The 15,976-nt window shown below is 65.1% G+C and carries 18 protein-coding genes and 1 tRNA gene; 10 read left to right on the forward strand and 9 right to left on the reverse strand.

Features of this window, described 5'->3' with window-relative positions; translation table 11 throughout:
• Positions 1-127 precede the first annotated feature (127 nt).
• Positions 128-544: a hypothetical protein gene (locus AC07NC_RS02035; RefSeq protein ID WP_494568447.1), complete on the forward strand. Its 417-nt coding sequence runs from the start codon at positions 128-130 to the stop codon at positions 542-544.
• Positions 545-808: 264 nt separating this feature from the next.
• Here AC07NC_RS02035 and AC07NC_RS02040 read toward each other — a convergent pair whose 3' ends face one another.
• Complete coding sequence (locus AC07NC_RS02040; RefSeq protein WP_494568448.1) at positions 809-1,174, reverse strand: recombinase family protein; 366 nt, start codon at positions 1,172-1,174, stop codon at positions 809-811.
• Between the two features lie 98 nt (positions 1,175-1,272).
• Here AC07NC_RS02040 and AC07NC_RS02045 point away from each other — a divergent pair, with 98 nt between their 5' ends.
• Positions 1,273-1,677 carry a hypothetical protein gene (locus AC07NC_RS02045; protein ID WP_494568449.1) on the forward strand — a complete coding sequence of 135 codons (405 nt, stop codon included), beginning with the start codon at positions 1,273-1,275 and terminating at the stop codon, positions 1,675-1,677.
• Here the strand turns inward: AC07NC_RS02045 and AC07NC_RS02050 are convergent.
• Positions 1,674-2,270 (reverse strand): recombinase family protein, encoded by a 597-nt coding sequence (locus AC07NC_RS02050; protein WP_494568450.1) that lies wholly within the window; start codon positions 2,268-2,270, stop codon positions 1,674-1,676. The two genes, AC07NC_RS02045 and AC07NC_RS02050, sit on opposite strands and share 4 nt — an antisense overlap.
• A 330-nt stretch (positions 2,271-2,600) precedes the next feature.
• Here AC07NC_RS02050 and AC07NC_RS02055 point away from each other — a divergent pair, with 330 nt between their 5' ends.
• Together AC07NC_RS02055 and AC07NC_RS02060 are read left to right on the forward strand one after the other, a co-directional pair.
• Positions 2,601-3,059, forward strand: coding sequence for a hypothetical protein (locus AC07NC_RS02055; RefSeq protein ID WP_494568451.1), 459 nt, complete (start codon positions 2,601-2,603; stop codon positions 3,057-3,059).
• Positions 3,056-3,382, forward strand: a complete 327-nt coding sequence (locus AC07NC_RS02060; RefSeq protein WP_494568452.1) for a DUF6804 family protein — start codon at positions 3,056-3,058, stop codon at positions 3,380-3,382. The genes AC07NC_RS02055 and AC07NC_RS02060 overlap by 4 nt, the downstream gene beginning before the upstream one ends.
• A gap of 16 nt (positions 3,383-3,398) precedes the next feature.
• On the opposite strand, the gene AC07NC_RS02065 is transcribed toward AC07NC_RS02060, so the two are convergent.
• The 3 genes from AC07NC_RS02065 to AC07NC_RS02075 all read right to left on the reverse strand — a co-directional run bounded on the left by AC07NC_RS02065 (position 3,399) and on the right by AC07NC_RS02075 (position 6,281).
• Positions 3,399-4,733 carry a DnaJ domain-containing protein gene (locus AC07NC_RS02065; protein WP_494568453.1) on the reverse strand — a complete coding sequence of 445 codons (1,335 nt, stop codon included), beginning with the start codon at positions 4,731-4,733 and terminating at the stop codon, positions 3,399-3,401.
• A 253-nt stretch (positions 4,734-4,986) separates the two neighbouring features.
• Positions 4,987-5,823 (reverse strand): trypsin-like peptidase domain-containing protein, encoded by an 837-nt coding sequence (locus AC07NC_RS02070; RefSeq protein ID WP_494568454.1) that lies wholly within the window; start codon positions 5,821-5,823, stop codon positions 4,987-4,989.
• A gap of 80 nt (positions 5,824-5,903) precedes the next feature.
• The gene (locus AC07NC_RS02075; RefSeq protein WP_035309283.1) at positions 5,904-6,281 is read right to left on the reverse strand and encodes a hypothetical protein; all 378 of its coding nucleotides are present in this window, start codon (positions 6,279-6,281) and stop codon (positions 5,904-5,906) included.
• Positions 6,282-6,420: 139 nt separating this feature from the next.
• On the opposite strand from AC07NC_RS02075, the gene AC07NC_RS02080 reads away from it, so the two are divergent.
• A complete protein-coding gene (locus AC07NC_RS02080; RefSeq protein WP_008261776.1) occupies positions 6,421-7,212 on the forward strand; it encodes an SDR family oxidoreductase in 792 nt (263 codons plus the stop codon).
• 19 nt (positions 7,213-7,231) lie between these two features.
• Here the strand turns inward: AC07NC_RS02080 and AC07NC_RS02085 are convergent, their stop codons facing one another.
• From AC07NC_RS02085 to fsa, 3 genes are read right to left on the reverse strand one after another with little or no spacing between them, the layout of a single operon-like run.
• Positions 7,232-8,161 (reverse strand): tyrosine recombinase XerC, encoded by a 930-nt coding sequence (locus tag AC07NC_RS02085; protein ID WP_292148420.1) that lies wholly within the window; start codon positions 8,159-8,161, stop codon positions 7,232-7,234.
• Positions 8,143-8,856, reverse strand: a complete 714-nt coding sequence (locus AC07NC_RS02090) for a DUF484 family protein (RefSeq protein WP_494568455.1) — start codon at positions 8,854-8,856, stop codon at positions 8,143-8,145. Before AC07NC_RS02090 ends, AC07NC_RS02085 begins: the two co-directional genes overlap by 19 nt.
• A gap of 36 nt (positions 8,857-8,892) precedes the next feature.
• Positions 8,893-9,546 (reverse strand): fructose-6-phosphate aldolase, encoded by a 654-nt coding sequence (gene fsa, locus AC07NC_RS02095; RefSeq protein WP_271165077.1) that lies wholly within the window; start codon positions 9,544-9,546, stop codon positions 8,893-8,895.
• A 186-nt stretch (positions 9,547-9,732) separates the two neighbouring features.
• Between fsa and AC07NC_RS02100 the strand changes: the two genes are divergently transcribed.
• On the forward strand, positions 9,733-11,895 hold the full coding sequence (locus AC07NC_RS02100; RefSeq protein WP_494568456.1) for a primosomal protein N': 2,163 nt from the start codon (positions 9,733-9,735) through the stop codon (positions 11,893-11,895).
• 14 nt (positions 11,896-11,909) lie between these two features.
• Here the strand turns inward: AC07NC_RS02100 and AC07NC_RS02105 are convergent.
• Positions 11,910-11,986 (reverse strand) — tRNA-Ala (locus tag AC07NC_RS02105).
• Between the two features lie 257 nt (positions 11,987-12,243).
• Here AC07NC_RS02105 and AC07NC_RS02110 point away from each other — a divergent pair.
• From AC07NC_RS02110 to AC07NC_RS02125, 4 genes are all read left to right on the forward strand, one after another.
• Complete coding sequence (locus tag AC07NC_RS02110; RefSeq protein ID WP_494568457.1) at positions 12,244-12,669, forward strand: DUF2141 domain-containing protein; 426 nt, start codon at positions 12,244-12,246, stop codon at positions 12,667-12,669.
• Positions 12,670-12,694: 25 nt separating this feature from the next.
• Entirely contained in the window at positions 12,695-14,167 is a 1,473-nt protein-coding gene (locus tag AC07NC_RS02115) for a carotenoid oxygenase family protein (protein ID WP_494568458.1), read from the forward strand.
• Between the two features lie 66 nt (positions 14,168-14,233).
• Positions 14,234-15,361, forward strand: coding sequence for an acyltransferase family protein (locus AC07NC_RS02120; RefSeq protein ID WP_494568459.1), 1,128 nt, complete (start codon positions 14,234-14,236; stop codon positions 15,359-15,361).
• 48 nt (positions 15,362-15,409) lie between these two features.
• Positions 15,410-15,940, forward strand: coding sequence for a CHAP domain-containing protein (locus AC07NC_RS02125; RefSeq protein ID WP_008259345.1), 531 nt, complete (start codon positions 15,410-15,412; stop codon positions 15,938-15,940).
• Positions 15,941-15,976 lie beyond the last annotated feature (36 nt).

Here is a 15,976-nt window from a genome sequence, read left to right on the forward strand (position 1 = left end):
TCTGACCACAGCCAGAAGTTCGTGACATGCGGATCATACGACCACGGCATTTACGGCAATTGCACAGCTCTGCTAGACGTATCCGCATTCTCAATGGGGGCCGACGGTGTTTGGAAAATTCAAGAGCTTGGTGAAGCTCACTGAGGCGGGCGGCATCATCGAAGATGCCATCCGAAGAACTAGCCCGTTTAGCCCAGAGTTCGATGTCAAAACTCTGTCTAGCCGCCTTGTTGCAATGCTCTATTCGACCAAGCCAGATTTGTTCGACGGAAAGATGGGGCTGCGTCCCCATCCGTTAGCAACCGCTGCCGCCTCTTTGGCTCAGGGCTTGAAGCAACGCCCCCAAGGTTTTTCCGAAGATGTCGATGCCTCCATGTTTCTGGCGCTCGGCAGTCTTTTGCAAAGCGCCTCGGCAAATTCGCAAACCTACCGCTTCGGCGGGTATGACGTGCCGCTATTGAAGGTGTCTGAGCAATCCTATTGGGAGCACGAAGCTAAAACGCGCGAAGCGACAGACAAAATTATCGGCTCGTTAGGCCTGTAGTATGCGGCTCTTGCTGTCGGAGGGATGCTCCACAATCAAGGACGAGCACTCCCGTCGCCGAACCCGTCGAAAATATCCCATCGGCCCTCAGGTCCGACTGTCGCGCGGGACGATGCCTGGGCGAAAAATCCTGACACCTTCGCCATATGCCCTGTGGAGGGTGGTGGGGCCGGGAAGGCGTCGGCGCCCCCCAAGGTCGAGCGGGCTGGAGAGGCCCGCCCACGGGCCGGAAATCCGGCCCAGCGTGGCCGCTGCGATCCCGGCCTATGCCGCCGCCTCATTGAGCAGCCGATAGACCGATGCGCGGCCCATTCCGAGGCGCTTCGCGATCTCCGTTGCGCCCACCCCCTCAGCCTTCAACGCCTTGACCTGATCGCGAGGAAGACTGGTCGGGCGGCCCTTATAGGCACCACGATCCTTGGCCTTCTCAATACCTTCCCGCTGGCGCTCTTTCCTCAGGTCCGTCTCGAACTCTGCGAAGGCTGCAAGCATGTTGAGCATCAACCGTCCGTTGGGCGTGGTGGTGTCTACGGCGGCCTGATCCAGAACGCGGAAGCCTACGCCCTTGGCGTCCAGTTGATCGACAATGGTGCGAAGGTCGGCGTCTTGTTTGACTGACGTTCGGACCACACCGAACCGTCCAGCGACTTGGCTGATACGGCCACGGCATTTACGGCAATTACGCTCCCGTGTATGTTCAGGTGTTTGGATGTTCGAGGGGCGAGTTGATGTGGGCTTTTCTAGCTGCGCTTGCGGCAGTAACTTTCTGGCTTGTCGCCGGGCGTCGTCTTTGGCGCGAGTACCGTTTAGGCATTCACCTCACTCGCATGACGAATGTGTTTGAGCAGATCGAGCTGACGCGGCTCAGGATGCCAATAGGCATGGGCGGCGGCATCGACAGCCTGTCATCAATCGAGCAGTCACGTGCGGTGCGCACCCTAGAACAGGGCGTGTTGTATCTCCGGGCGTTCCCCCGGCACGAAGTCACGACGGCCCTGATGCGAAACGCGACCATTGCTAACAGCTTGAATAGGACCATGCGGCTTCGCGGCATGGATCGCCTTCTCGACTTCCTCATTGGGCGCGATGTTGCGATTAACTTCGACGAGTTCGCCGCCTCCTACGCCAACTAAGCGCCCGCCTCGCGACTGGCTTTGGCGCTGTACCGCTTGACGGTCGCCAGAGACAAACCAAACTGCTTGGCGGTGTCCGCTATGCTGGCCCCGTTTTCTCGCCGCCAGAGGTTCACCGCAGTCCCGTCCTGGGCCATCGGTCGGCCGAGGCTGGACTTGCCTCTGTGGGTGCGCCCGGTGGCCGTCAGCGCCGCCCTTGCAACCTCTCGGCCAGCGCGGGTGCGCTCGGCGATCCGCTGCCTTTCCATGTCCGCAATCTGAGCGAGGACAGCTAGGATCAACTCGCCAACTCCACGCCCTATTGGACCTAAGCCGTGAACGTGGACCGTGACGTCCATGTCGAGAAGTCTGCGCACGGTGGTTTGAACGTCCAGCGCATCCCGCCCGAGGCGGTCAACCGCGTATACGTGAAGTGTGTCGCCTGACCGTACCTTCGTCAGCAAGTCTGAGAAGCCGGGCCGAGTGGCCGCGACCGTTGCGCCGCTGATACCCTCGTCGCTAAACTCCTGATCGAAGCCACCGCCCAGCGATGCGCGTTGGGCTTCGATGCTCTGGTCGCCGGTGCTGACCCGGTAGTACGCGATGCGGTGCATGATGGCTCACAAGTTAGGGGCGGTTCCTAAGTGGCTCATAACCATAGCGCATAACTGCCGTCAACATATCTTGTGAGCCATGGCGCACAACTTACAACTTTCGAGCCTATGGCGATCCTATAGGTGGTTGGCTGAACTTCATCCTAGTGCCCGGGAGGGGCGTGCGGGGGCAGCCCAGCTTCAACGGTTGGAGGTTGCCCCCTCGGAAATACGAGACAAATTTTCAGTCCGGGGTAGCTGCTTGCGTTGTGCGCCCTTCAGTGCCCCTACTGGACTAGACAGCCGTTCCACGGTTGATCAGAGTTGTAGGACAGGGAATTGGGCGCGGCGATGAAATACGCAGAGATGTGGCAAACGCCACTGGCGATAGCGGCAACGCTGATTGTCCTTTTGCCGATCTTAATCGCAGCGTTTGTAGCGGTGGCTTGCTTGGACTTCCTTCAGCGTCTGACCGGGACGTGGGAGGGTGATGGTTTAAGTTTCTATCTGGTCGGTATCCAATGGGGATTTGCCGCTGCTGGTGCGGTATTCTGTCCCCACTTGCTGTTTAAGCGCGCCAATCCTTACATAGTAGCTTGGGCGCTCATCGGTTTGGTTGCTGCAGTATTGCTTTTCCTCGCTGTCGGCACTCTCATCAATGGGGATCCGGCCAGCTTCAACCAATGGCTTACGTTTGTTTCCATTCCCGTGGGGACAGGCATTGGGGCCCTCTCGGGTGCCCAAGCCGTAAGGCGCAGAACGCCGAAATCAGCTGATGCATTAGCGCAGTCTTCTCGCGTATTGCCATGATCAGCCCAGATCAAGACCGGCGAATTCCTGTAGCGGTCTGGCTTACGACTGCGCTGCTGCTAATACTAGCGGCAGTAGGTTCTTGGCCGTATGGGTTTTACATGCTGCTGCGGTTGGTGGTTTGCGTGGCCTCGATTTTCGTTGCGTGGAGGCTTGGCCAGCACCGTCCATTAATGTGGGTCTTTATATTCATTGCAATCCTATACAACCCGGTTTTCCGCGTGGCATTTGAACGCGATACGTGGTCCATTCTTAATGTCGTGTCGGCCCTTCCATATGTCGTGGTAGGCTTTCTTCAACGACCAAGAAAGGCAGATCGTTAGAGGGGTCAGTCGTCGCTTAGCCGGCGTTGAACTCGTCTTCGCTCACCCGCTGCGGGCTCACGTTGCCTCCAGGAACGTTGTATAGCGTCAACGTTAGATTGCTCTTGATGATCTGGTTACCTTCATATTGCGTGATGAAGGTTTCTTTTCCCGGAAATCTCTGTGTTAGCACGTCCCCGGAAAAGCGGCGGCAGCTTTCATCAAGTACGTCACCTGTCGCAAACAGCATCTCGTACTCTCCATCTGGAAGGTCGTTGAATGATGCCTGCTGCCCACGTTTAACAAACATGGTCGAAACTATTTTCCTAGATGGATACTCACGAATTTTTACAAGCGCATCGCCGGAACCCCCGTTCTTTATGGTGATGCGATGCCCATCTTCCTCTAAGCCGTCGCGAGCAAACTCGTCCCCGTTCAAAGGCGGGGTGTCGCATGAGGCCAGAATAACTTTGGGCTCAGGAATTGCCTTAGGGACATTCGTTGGAGCCAACGGCGGGCCAGGGGCGGGCTCGGTGTACGTGGGAGAATACCGAGGTGGCGACGCGTAGCTTGATCCGCCATCAAGCATAACGACGGCTAGCCCGACTGCTGCCGGTAGACCAAGCAGTGAGGCTCCATGTATTGCCCAGCCTCGCCCAGCCGGTTTCCATCCGGACTTAAGCGCAGGATTGTTCTTCGGGACGCCGCGACGCTCCAGCTCATCGACAAGCCGAAGCGCTTCTAATGCTAGCCGCTCGTCGGTCGAGCCGCGAACCTGCCGGGCAATGGCATGAGCGAGGCTGAAATTCCCGCGAGAAGCAAAGGCGACTGCGTTGTAATAAGCTAAGCGATCATCGAGAGCAGGTTTCCTGTCTCCACCCGCAGCGTTCCGAACGATTTCCTTGATGGTCAGGATCGGCCCCCAAGGAACGCCCCACCACCCAAACAACCCTGTGGTTATTGAGGCTTTGATTGCTGTTTTTTGCGCGCAGTCAGAGCAAAAAATGCCTTGAACGGGCGTTGTGATAGTGGTGAGGATAACACTCACCACGCTTCTGAAGGTCACGTTCCGGGGTTGCGCGGTCACCTTTCGGCAGCGCGAGCAACTTATCGGCTCAAGAGCCTCGTTCGCTTCAATGTCTGAAGCCGCATGTTCGTAGGCGGCGCTGTCGTAATGAGCACGCTTATCTGGATCTCCGAGTATAGCGTACGCTTCAGAACATGCAGTAAACCTCTCTGATGCCCTAGGATCTGAGTTAACATCAGGATGGAGTGCTTTGGCGAGCGACCGGTATGCAGTTTTAATCTCGCTGAGGCTCGCATCAGGCGATAAGCCCAAGCGGCTATAGAAGCCTTTCGGATCGTGGTTCACGGTGCCCTCCCCAGAGGCCGTCACCCTAACGTTGCATCGCACAGCCCACTACCAAAAAAGTGGCAGGTTTCGCGACTGGCATCCGCAGGGGCCGGATGCTACACAGAGGGCCCACACGGGGCGCACGGCGTCACATATAAGTTATTGATTTTGTTAGGTTGAGCGAGCCTCCCCTCGGCTCCACCAGGCGTTTCTGATTTCCAAATGAAGAGTGTTCAGGTTTGGTGACTTGAACGCTCTTAGAATAGCGGCATCAGAGGACGCCCTTCGGTAGGGATTTAAAATCTACGAACTCATACGGAGGCGGCATAGGTCCGCGCGGCTCGCGGCTGCCATCTGTCCCGTTTGCTATAATTTCATCAACTAGAGGCTCTTTCCATACCCGCCCTAGTGCCACATCGGCTTCGTTCTGACCTGCCAACCGTCCCGAATAGACCCCGAGAAGACGGAACCCGTCGATCCCCATAATAATGCCTCCCTCTTCCCCAGTAGCTTGTCCTCTGAAGCGCTGAATTGCTGGCGCTCCCGACATTCCGGCTGCGGTCGCAGTGTCGATCAGCCTTAGCGGCAAGCCGTCCACGTCAACATCTGGCTCACTGGCGATGCTTGCACGCTTCCAGATGGCATGGCGATCAGGTCCAATGCCGCGAGGAAATCCTAAGACGAATACATCAGTCCCAACCTGGCGAAGCGCCTTGTGGGTGGGCGTCTCGTTCAAAGCGAAAACCGATCCGCCCCAGTCTCCCAGGGGGATCGACACGACATCGACTGCTGAGCGCCAGTAGCTGTGCTCCCGCCACAAGGGGGCACCATCAGCCGCCAAGATTGGCAGTTCCACGGTGCGTCGTCGGTTAAGATCTCGGCCTTCAAAGACGTCAATCAAAAGTCGATCTGGCTCGCCTGCGTGGTCTGACAAGTGCTTACCGGTTAGCGGGTGGCGGCCAGTCACAACATGCCAGTTGGTAAGGAGGTGTACACCTTCGCCGTGAGCCCAAAAAAATCCAGTAGCGATTGCGAGCTCTTGCGCTTTCAGCCGGCAGGAAAGCGAAGTCACTGCTGCGGTGCAACGGTCGATTGATACGTTCGCCATTGCTATCCTAGCTCTGCTTAGATGGCCTTGTGTGCGCCTCGCAGAGAACGCCTAGGCTTCATACGTCCCTATGACGTTTCCTACTTCAACACCGCATACCCGCGCTCCACCATCCGGCGCAGGGCCTCGTAGACTTCGGCGAGTTCGTCGAAGGCGGTGCGGGCGGCGGTCAGGCGGGCGACCTGGTCGGCGGTGACCGGCGAGCCCGAGTGGGCCAGGCGCAGGGCCTCGGCGCCCCATTTGGCGCGGGCGCCGGCGGTCAGGACGGCCAGTTTCTGCAGGGAGGCGGCGTCCAGCCCGGTCAGGGCCTGGCCGATCAGCTCTTTGTTGGCGACATAGGCGGCGTAGTCGATCTGCTCCAGCTGGCCGCGCAGGCGGCGCTGCTCGTGCGGATCGGTGTCCTGCGGCTCGAAATGGTCGCTGTGGCGACGCACGCTCGAGGTTATTTTGGTCGACATGGGCCGGCCCTCCACGGCCGATCCAGACGGTTGCTGGCGGCCACATGAAGACGAAGGTGCGCTGCGTCGGTTAACGCCGCGTTGCGCTGACGCTACGGAAACCCGATATCCGCCGCCTGAGCCAAAGCATGGAGCCGACATGGACCTGAAACTCACGCGCAAACGCGCCCTGATCTGCGGCGGTTCGTCCGGCCTGGGCCGGGCCGTGGCCACGGCCCTGGTGGCCGAAGGCGCCCATGTGGCCCTGTTGTCGCGCGACGCGGCCAGGCTTCAGGCCGTGGCCGACGAACTGAACGCCATGGGCCCGGGCAAGGCGGCCGTGGTCACGGCCGATCTGGCCGATCACGAGGCCCTGATGAGGGCCGCCGACCTGGCCGAGGAGCTGCTGGGCGGCCATATCGAGATCCTGCTGAACAACACCGGAGGGCCGCCGCCGTCGGGCGTGTCGGGGCTGGAGCCGTCGGTCTGGCGCGATCATTTCGAATCCATGGTGCTGTCGGTCTTCCGCCTGACCGACCGGGTGCTGCCGCGGATGCGGGCCGCCGGCTGGGGGCGGATCCTGAACGTCGCCTCGATCACCGTGGTCGAGCCGTCGGCCGCCCTGGGGGTGTCCAACACTTTGCGGGCTTCGGTCGCCGCCTGGGCCAAGACCCTGGCCAACGAGGTCGGGCCGGACGGGGTCACGGTCAACACCCTGCTGCCGGGCCGGATCGACACCCCGCGCATCGCCCGCCTGGACCAGGCGACGGCCGAACGCACCGGCGTGACGCCGCAGGAGGCCCGCGCCGAATCCGTGAAATCCATCCCCGTCGGCCGGATCGGCGCGACCGAGGAGTTCGGCGCCACCGCCGCCTTCCTGGCCAGCCCCCTGGCCGCCTATGTCACCGGCTCGCTGATCCGGCTGGACGGTGGCGCGGTGAGGGCGATCTAGTCACGCGGGAGATCGGGCATTACGCGCGGGGATGGGCCGCCGCATAGGCGTTCAGCAGGCGTTCGGCGTCGACGCCGGTGTATTTCTGGGTCGTCGAGAGACTGGCGTGGCCCAGCAGTTCCTGGATCGACCGCAGGTCGGCGCCGGCGCCCAGCAGATGGGTCGCGAAACTGTGGCGCAGGGCGTGGGGGGTGGTGCGTTCAGGCAGGCCCAGCCGCCCGCGCAGCCGCTGGACCGAGGCCTGGACGTGGCGCGGGCTGAGCGGACCGCCGCGCCGGGCGCGGAACAGGGCGTCGGACGGCTGAAGCGGAAAGGGCTGGAGCGCCAGATAGGCGTCCACCGCGGCGCGGACCGCCGGCAGGACCGGGACGATCCGGGTCTTTGATCCCTTGCCGAGAACACGCAACGTCTCACCCAAGGGAGCATCGGCGCGGGTCAGGGACAGGCCCTCGGAAATCCGCAGGCCGCAGCCGTAGAGCAGGGTCAGGACGGCGCGGTCGCGCGCGGCCTCCCAGGGTTCGGCGTCCGGGTCGGCGTCGGGTTCGGCCAGCAGGCCGCGCGCCTGATCCTCCGTCACGGGCCGGGGCAGGGACGGCTTGATCCGGGGGCCGCGCACCAGGGCCAGCTGGGGGGCGGGCGTGTCCAGCCGCCGGTCGAGAAAGGCGTGAAAGCCGCGAATGGCCGACAGGCTCTGGCTGAGGGACCGGGCCGCCAGGGGATGATCGCCGGATCGGCGCTCCGCCATATGGGCGCGGACCTCGGCGGCGGTGACGGTTCCCAGGCCTTTCAGCGACAGGGCCTCGCCGCGATGGCGTTCGAGGAAGGCGACATACAGCCGACCGATATGGCCGTAGGCCTCGAGGGTGCGCGGCGACAGCCGCCGCTCGTGCGCCAGATGCTCGAGCCAGGCGAGCAGGGCGTCGGCGGCGGTCAGTTCAACACCGGCCATCGCTCGGCCATCCGCTCCACCACCCGGGCCAGGAAGGCCGCCAGTTCGCAGCCCATGGTCGGGGTGAAACCCGCTTCCTCGGGCGAGCCGAAGGCGCACAGGCAGGACCGGGGCGGTTCGCCCGGCGTCAGATGCGGGGCCATGCGGATCAGGGCGACCGACTTCACCTGGTCTCCGGCCGCGCCGAACAGGTCCAGTCCCTCGAACACCGGCCCCAGCCACGTCAGGCCATGCTCGCCCAGCAGATTGTCCACCGCGCCGGGCTCCAGCGCACGCCAGCCGAAGGGCACGCCGCCCGGCTTTTCCATGGCGATGGCGGCGCCGGCCAGACCGAACCGGCCCTGGGCCGCGGCATCCAGACGGCGCGCCAGGTCGGAATGATTGCGCGCCTCCATCAGGTCCAGGGCGGCGACATGGGTCTGGGTCTGGGCGGCGAAATTGGCCCGGGCGATCATCTCGACCTCGCGCCGGGCGCCGGTCTCGCGTTCGACCACCGCCTCGAGCCGGGTCAGGGCGGCGGCGCCGAACTCGACCACATTGCGACCGTGCGGACGCAGGCCGATCTCCTCCAGCAGGGAGCGATCGTCCAGCAGGGTCTGGGCGTGCGTCTGCAGCCAGCCGCGCACCTCGGGCCAGTGCAGGCCGTCGCCCAGATGGGGGACCGGCTCCGCCTCGGCGGTTTCGAAAAGGTCCAATGAGCCGCTCAAACAGACCTCTCCGTGACGCGCGATTTACAGGATGGACTGACCGGTCTTGGCCCAGTCCGCCACGAAGGCATCAAGACCTCTGTCGGTTAACGGGTGCTTTACCAGGGCCTTGAATGTGTCGGCGCCGAAGGTGGCGGCGTCCGATCCGGCCACGGCGGCGGCGGCCACATGGGCGACATTGCGCAGCGAGGCGGCCAGGATCTGGGTCTCGAAACCGTGCACGTCATAGAGGACGCGGATTTCCTCCAGCAGGGCGATGCCGTCGGCGCCATTGTCTTCCAGCCGGCCGACGAAGGGCGAGACGAAGGTGGCGCCGGCCTTGGCGGCCAGCAGGGCCTGGGCGGCCGAGAAGCACAGGGTGACGTTGGTCTTGATCCCCTTGTCGGTGAAGACGCGGCAGGCGCGCAGGCCGTCCCAGGTCAGGGGCAGTTTGACGACCACGTTGGGGGCGATGGCGGCGAGCTTGTCGCCCTCCTTGACCATGGTCTCGAAATCGAGCGAGACGGCCTCGGCGGAAATCGGCCCCTCGACCAGGGCGCAGATTTCGGCGATGACCTCGGCGATGTTCCGACCCGACTTGGCGATCAGCGACGGATTGGTGGTGACGCCGTCCACCATTCCGGTGGGGACCATGTCCTTGATGACGGCGACGTCGGCGGTATCGAGAAAGAGTTTCATGAGTTTGGCTTTTAGCGGCGTGGAGATCGAGACGCGAGCCAAATCCTCCCCCGTCGGGGGAGGGGGACCGCGGAGCGGTGGAGGGGGCCTGCCCGCGCGCAGGCGCTCCACGCTCCACACCCAGTCCGCCCTTGCCCCCTCCACCATCCTTCGGGCGGTCCCCCTCCCCCAATGGGGGAGGATCGCATGAACGTCGCCTCGGTCTTCATTCCCCTGCCCGTGCCGGAAGCCTTCGATTATGAGGTTCCCGAGACGCTGAGCCTGGTGCGCGGCGATCAGGTCGCCGTGCCCCTGGGGCCGCGGCTGATCCGGGGGGTGGTGGCCGAGGTGTTCGAGACCACCGGCTCCAACCGGCGGCTGAAATCGGTCGAGTCGAGACTGGACGACCCTGCGCTACCGGCTGGGGTGATGGACTTCGTCGAATGGGCCGGCCGCTGGACCCTGTCGCCGCCCGGCGAGATGGCGGCGACCGCGCTGAAGGGGCTGCGCGCGCCGCGTCCCCGGCCGGAACGCCGGGTGCGGCGTGTCGGCGAGCGCCAGCCGGCGCGCGCCACCCCGGCCCGGACGGGGGTGCTGGAAGCCCTGGGCGACCGCGCCATGGCGGGCGCCGATCTGGCGCGCGCCGCCGGGGTGTCGTCGGGCGTGATCAAGGGACTGATCGACGAGGGGGTGCTGGAAATCGTCGAGATCGCGGCGGAGGCGGCGTTCGACCGGCCCGACCCCGACCATGCGCCGGCGACCCTGAACGGCGACCAGGCGGCGGCGGCTTCGGCCCTGGCGGCCGGGGTGACGGGCGGCGGTTTCCGGCCCTTCCTGCTGGACGGGGTCACGGGATCGGGCAAGACCGAGGCCTATCTGGAGGCGATCGCGCGGGTGCTGCGGGCCGATCCGGCGGCGCAGATCCTGATCCTTCTGCCCGAGATCGCCCTGACCCAGGCCCTGATTGAGCGGATCACGGCCCGGTTCGGCGCCGCCCCGGCCGAATGGCATTCCGGCGTCGCCCCGCCGCGCCGCCGTCAGGTGTGGGAGGCGGTGGTCGCCGGCCGCTGCAACATCGTGGTCGGCGCCCGTTCGGCCCTGTTCCTGCCCTTCGTCGATCTGCGGCTGATCGTGGTGGACGAGGAGCACGACAGTTCGTTCAAACAGGAAGAGGGTCTGGTCTATCACGGACGGGATCTGGCGGTGGCGCGGGCGCGGATCGAGGGGGCGGCGGTGGTTCTGGCCTCGGCGACGCCGTCGCTGGAGACACTGTGGAACGCCCAGGCCGGGCGTTACGACTGGCTGAAGCTGGGCGCCCGGCACGGGGTGGCGGTCATGCCCGACATCGAACTGCTGGACCTGCGTCAGCACACGCCTGATCCCCAGACCTGGCTGTCCCAGCCCCTGCGTACGGCGGTGGCCGAGACCCTGGCGCGGGGCGAGCAGACCCTGTTGTTCCTGAACCGGCGCGGCTATGCGCCCGTCGTCCTGTGCCGCGTCTGCGGACACCGCCTGACGGCGCCGGATACCGACAGCTGGCTGGTCGAGCATCGCTATACCGGCCGTCTGGTCTGTCACCTGACCGGCTTTTCCATGGCGCGGCCCAAACTGTGCCCGTCGTGCGGAGCTGAGGACTCCCTGGTCTCGGTCGGCCCCGGCGTCGAACGGGTCGAGGAGGAGGTGCGCCAGCTGTTCCCCGAGGCGCGGACGGCGGTGTTCAGCTCTGACACCGCGCCCGACGCCAAGTCGGCGCGGGCCTTGATCCAGCGGATGACCGACGGCGAGATCGACATCCTGGTCGCGACCCAGGCCGCCGCCAAGGGCCACAACTTCCCCCGCCTGACCCTGGTCGGGGTGGTGGATGCGGACCTGGGCTTGCGCGGCGGCGACCTGCGGGCGGCCGAGCGCACCTATCAGCTCTTGGCTCAGGCGACGGGGCGGGCGGGCCGCGCCGACCGGCCGGGGCGGGCCATTTTGCAGACCTGGACCCCGGAACACCCGGTGCTGATGGCGCTGGCCGCCGGCGACCGCGACGCCTTCGTCGAGGCCGAGATGGCCGAGCGAGAAGCGGCGTCCCTGCCCCCCTTCGGCCGACTGGCGGCGATCATCCTGTCCAGCGAGAATGCGGCGGCGGTGGAGAAGGTCGCCGCCGACCTGGCCCAGGCCATTCCCAACGCCGAGCGGCTGGAGGTCTATGGCCCCGCCGACGCGCCCCTGGCCCTGGTGCGGGGGCGACGCCGCAAGCGGCTGCTGGTGCGGGCCGACCGCGACGTGAACCTTCAGGCGTTTCTGCGGGCGTGGCTGGCGCGGGTGAAGGTCCCCGCCTCGGTCCGGCTGACGGTGGACGTCGATCCCTACTCCTTCCTCTGACGGCAAGGAGAGGATGGAGGCCTGGCCTCCGAGTCGAACGGAGGGTTTTCGGGCTTGCAAGCCCGCCGCGTAGCCACTCCGCCACCAGGCCGTAACGCGTAGAGACTGCCACAGGCCCGGCTGGGACTGATGTCGCGCGCGTTTCGACATGTAACGCGCTGTAGCGGCGAGATGGGGCGCAAAAACGCCTTGAGCGGGCGGCGACACGCGCATCGTCGGCGGCGGAGACGGTCATTCACGAAGGCCGGGTGGTCGCTCCCGCATGTCCGATGGCGAAGGCGTGCCCTCGTCTTCAGGGTCCAGTCATCGAGGGCCGGTCGTCGGCCCGGCATGAACAGGACGCCCGCCATGAAGACCCTTTCCGCCCTTTGCGCTTCCGCCGCTCTTGCAACCGCCCTGGCATCGACCTCCGCCTTGGCCGCAGACATCACCTTCGACTTCGACGTCGCTGCGCCGACCGGGCGGATCATGGTCGCCCTGTTCAACAGCGAGGCCAACTACGGCGGCGAGGGCCAGCCGGTTGGTTACGCCATGGTGGACGCGGCAGGCGCTTCCAAACAGGTCCGGTTCGAGGACCTGCCGGACGGCGACTATGCGATGCGCGCCTTCCACGACGTCGATGGCGATGGGAAGATGAAGACCAATCCGTTCGGCATGCCGATCGAGCCCTTCGCCTTCTCCAACAACGCCGCCGGAAACATGGGGCCGGCCTCGTGGGAGCGCGCGAAGTTCGCGGCGACAGGCGCCGTCGCCCAGACCATCAGCCTGAAGTAACCAGACCTAAGCCCGGAGCCGGACCATGACCCCTTCACGCCGTTCCTTCCTGATGGGCGCCGCCGCCCTGTCGGCCGCCGTCGCCACGCCCGAGATGGTCCGCGCCGCTGCGGCCCTCGACGTCGCCGCCCAGGCGGACTGGACCCTGGCCACCCGCGATGTCGAAGGCGACCTGCCGCGTCAGACGATGCGCCTGATCCACGGCCGCGCGCCGGCGGGGCTGGAGGGTGCCCTGTTCCGCAACGGACCGGGCCGGTTCCGGCGTCCGGGCGGATCGGTCACCCACTGGTTCGACGGCGACGGCCTGATGCGGGCGTTCCGAATCCACGACGGCCAGGCCACGCTGGAGGCCCGGTTCGCCGATACGCCCAAGCGTCGGGTCGAAACCGAACTGGACGCCGTCGTGACACCCGGCTTCGGCACGCGCGGAGACGCCCGCGCCCGCGTCGGCTCGAACGACGACGCCAACGCCGCCAACACGGCCGTCATGGCGGCGGGAAACCAGATTTGGGCTCTGTGGGAAGGCGGCTCTCCGCTGGCCATGGATGGGGCCGACCTGTCGACCCGAAGCTTTGTCACCCTGCGCGACGACCTGAGGGGCATGCCGTTCCAGGCCCACCCCCGCCGCGCGCCCGACGGTTCAATCTGGAATGTCGGCACGGCCGGAGACCAGGCCGTGATCTGGCGGCTGAATCCTGATGGCGGCCTCAAGCACGCCGAGATCATCCGTCTGCCGCGCGCCAGCTATATGCACGACTTCACCGCCACCGACCGCCACCTGATTCTGGTGCTCCAGCCGTGGATCCAGGAACGCCAAGCCATGCCGATCATCAACGGCCTGGTATGGCGGCCCGAGACGGGAACCCAGGTCATGGTGCTGGACAAGGACGACCTGACGCAGCGCCGGATCTACGACTTGCCCGGCTTCTTCCATTTCCATCTGGGCGACGCCTGGGCCGAACGCGACGGCACGATCCGTTTCGACGTCGCCGCCAGCGGCGATCCACGCTTCGCCGTCGACGGGGCGCGGGTGCTGGTCGAAGGCCATGGCGTCGTGCCGGGCGACCCGGCGAAACTGGCCCTGATCACCCTTCGCCCCGATGGCGCGGCGGAGATGTTCACCAGCGAGAGGGTCGGCGAGTTTCCCAAGTCGGATCCGCGCCGCGCCGGCCTGGCCCGCAGCCTGACCGCCCACACCTCGGGCGAGACGCGCGGCCGCCCCCTACCGACCGGCCTAGCGGTCCAGGACTGGAAGACCGGCCGATCGCAAGGTTTCGACTTCGGTCTTCACCAGATCGTCGAGGAGACGGTCTTCGTACCCAAGCCCGGGGCGACGGCCGAGGCCGAGGCCTGGCTGGTCGGGCCGTCGATCAATCTGCGCGAGGGCCGCACCGAACTGCACGTCTATGACGCCGCTCATGTCGAGGACGGGCCGGTCACCTCCTGGGCCGCCGACATCGCCCTCCCCGCAGGCTTCCACGGAACCTGGGTGGGATAGGGTGGCCAAGGCACGGCGCTTGCGGGCCTTCACGGTTCGCAAAGCCCGACGTGCCAAGGTGAGATCATGACCCCCGTCCAGACGCCCGCCGACCTGCGCCCCATCACCGCCCTGCGTTTCGGCGCGGCGATCTGGGTGGCCGTCTATACCTACTGGGAAAACCTGGCCGGCGCCGGGTCCTCCGGCCTTGTCGACAAGGGCTATCTGGGGGTCGAACTGTTCTTCGTCCTGTCCGGCTTCATCCTCAGCCACGTCTATCTTCAGTCGGCTGGCGAGAAGCGGTTTTCGTATCGCGGCTTCCTGTGGGCGCGGGTGGCGCGGGTCTATCCCCTGCATGTGGCGACCCTGGTCGGGGTGGGGTTGCTGGCCGCCGTCGCCCTGGTCGCCGGGATGAACGTGGACGGCAATGTGCTGTCGTGGGTCTCGCTTCCGGCCAATCTGCTGATGGTCCACGCCTGGGGCCTGGCCCCCGTCGCCGGTTGGAACCATCCGTCCTGGTCGATCTCGGCGGAATGGTTCGCCTATCTCTGTTTCCCCCTGTTCGCCTTCGTCTTCTGGCGCGCGCGTGAAAAGCCGGTAGCGGCCGTGGTCGGTACGGCCGCCTTCTTGACGGTGCTGTATTATGGGTTCGAGCGCGTCGCGGGCTTTCCGTTGACCGAGGCGACCATCCGCTGGGGCGCCTTGCGGATCGTGCCCTGTTTCGCCCTGGGCTGCGCCCTGTACCTCGTCTACCGCAAGGCGCCGCTGAAGGCGCCCTGGACCGCCTCGGCCGTGTCGTTCGGTCTGATGGTGTTGAGCGCGGCCCTGGGCCTATGGGACGGGATCACCGTCCTGCTGGCCGGGGCCCTGATCCTGTCCTTGGCCTCCCTGCCGAACGAGCGGGCCGGATGGCTGGCGTCCAGGCCGGCGGTCTATCTGGGGGAGATCAGCTATTCGGTCTATATGGTCTGCGTGCCTTGGAAACTTCTGGCCATTAACCTCGCGGCCAAGCTGACCGACGCCCCGGACAAGCAGCTTCAACTTTTCGTGTGGTTGGCGATTCTGGCGCTTTTGCCGGTCGTGGCGGCCCTGTCCTACCACCTGGTGGAACACCCGGCTCGCAAGGCTTTGAGAGGGATGGCGCAAGGACGCAAAACAGCGTCAAGCGACAAACCGCAGGACGGCGATACGCCGAAAAGGGTTTTTCAATCCTAATTTCCTATGGTCTAAAAAGACCATCGGCAGTCGGGACGAGACCTCAGCATGATGAAACGGCTCAAAGCCGCCGCGGTTGCGGCGACCCTCGGTTTTTTTGCGCTGGGCGTCACCCCCGTTTCCGCAAAGGCCGATGAGCCGTACTGGCAGTGCGTGACCTTCGCCCGCATGTTCTCGGGCATCAACATCTTCGGCGACGCCTGGACCTGGTGGCGTCAGGCCACCGAGAAGTTCCGCACCGGCGACGCGCCCGAAACGGGTTCGGTCTTGGTCTTCCGTCCCGAAGGCCGGATGAGCCGGGGCCATGTCGCCGTCGTCTCCGACATCCTGACCGACCGGGTCGTGCGCGTGACCCACGCCAACTGGGGCGGCAGCCGCGGCAAGGTCGAGGAAAACGTCACCGTCGTGGACGTCTCGCCGTCCAACGACTGGTCTCAGGTCAAGGTCTGGTACAATCCGATCAACGGCCTGGGCACGACCGTCTATCCGACCTACGGCTTCATCTACAAAGGCGCCCGCGACGCCTTCGACGCCGGTCGTCAGATCGCGTCGAACGCTTCGAGCCAGGGCCAGCACTAGGCCGGCTTGCGCATCCGCCCCCCGCGGGCGATAGCG

The organism is Brevundimonas sp. GW821-FHT10A07, assembly GCF_059415785.1.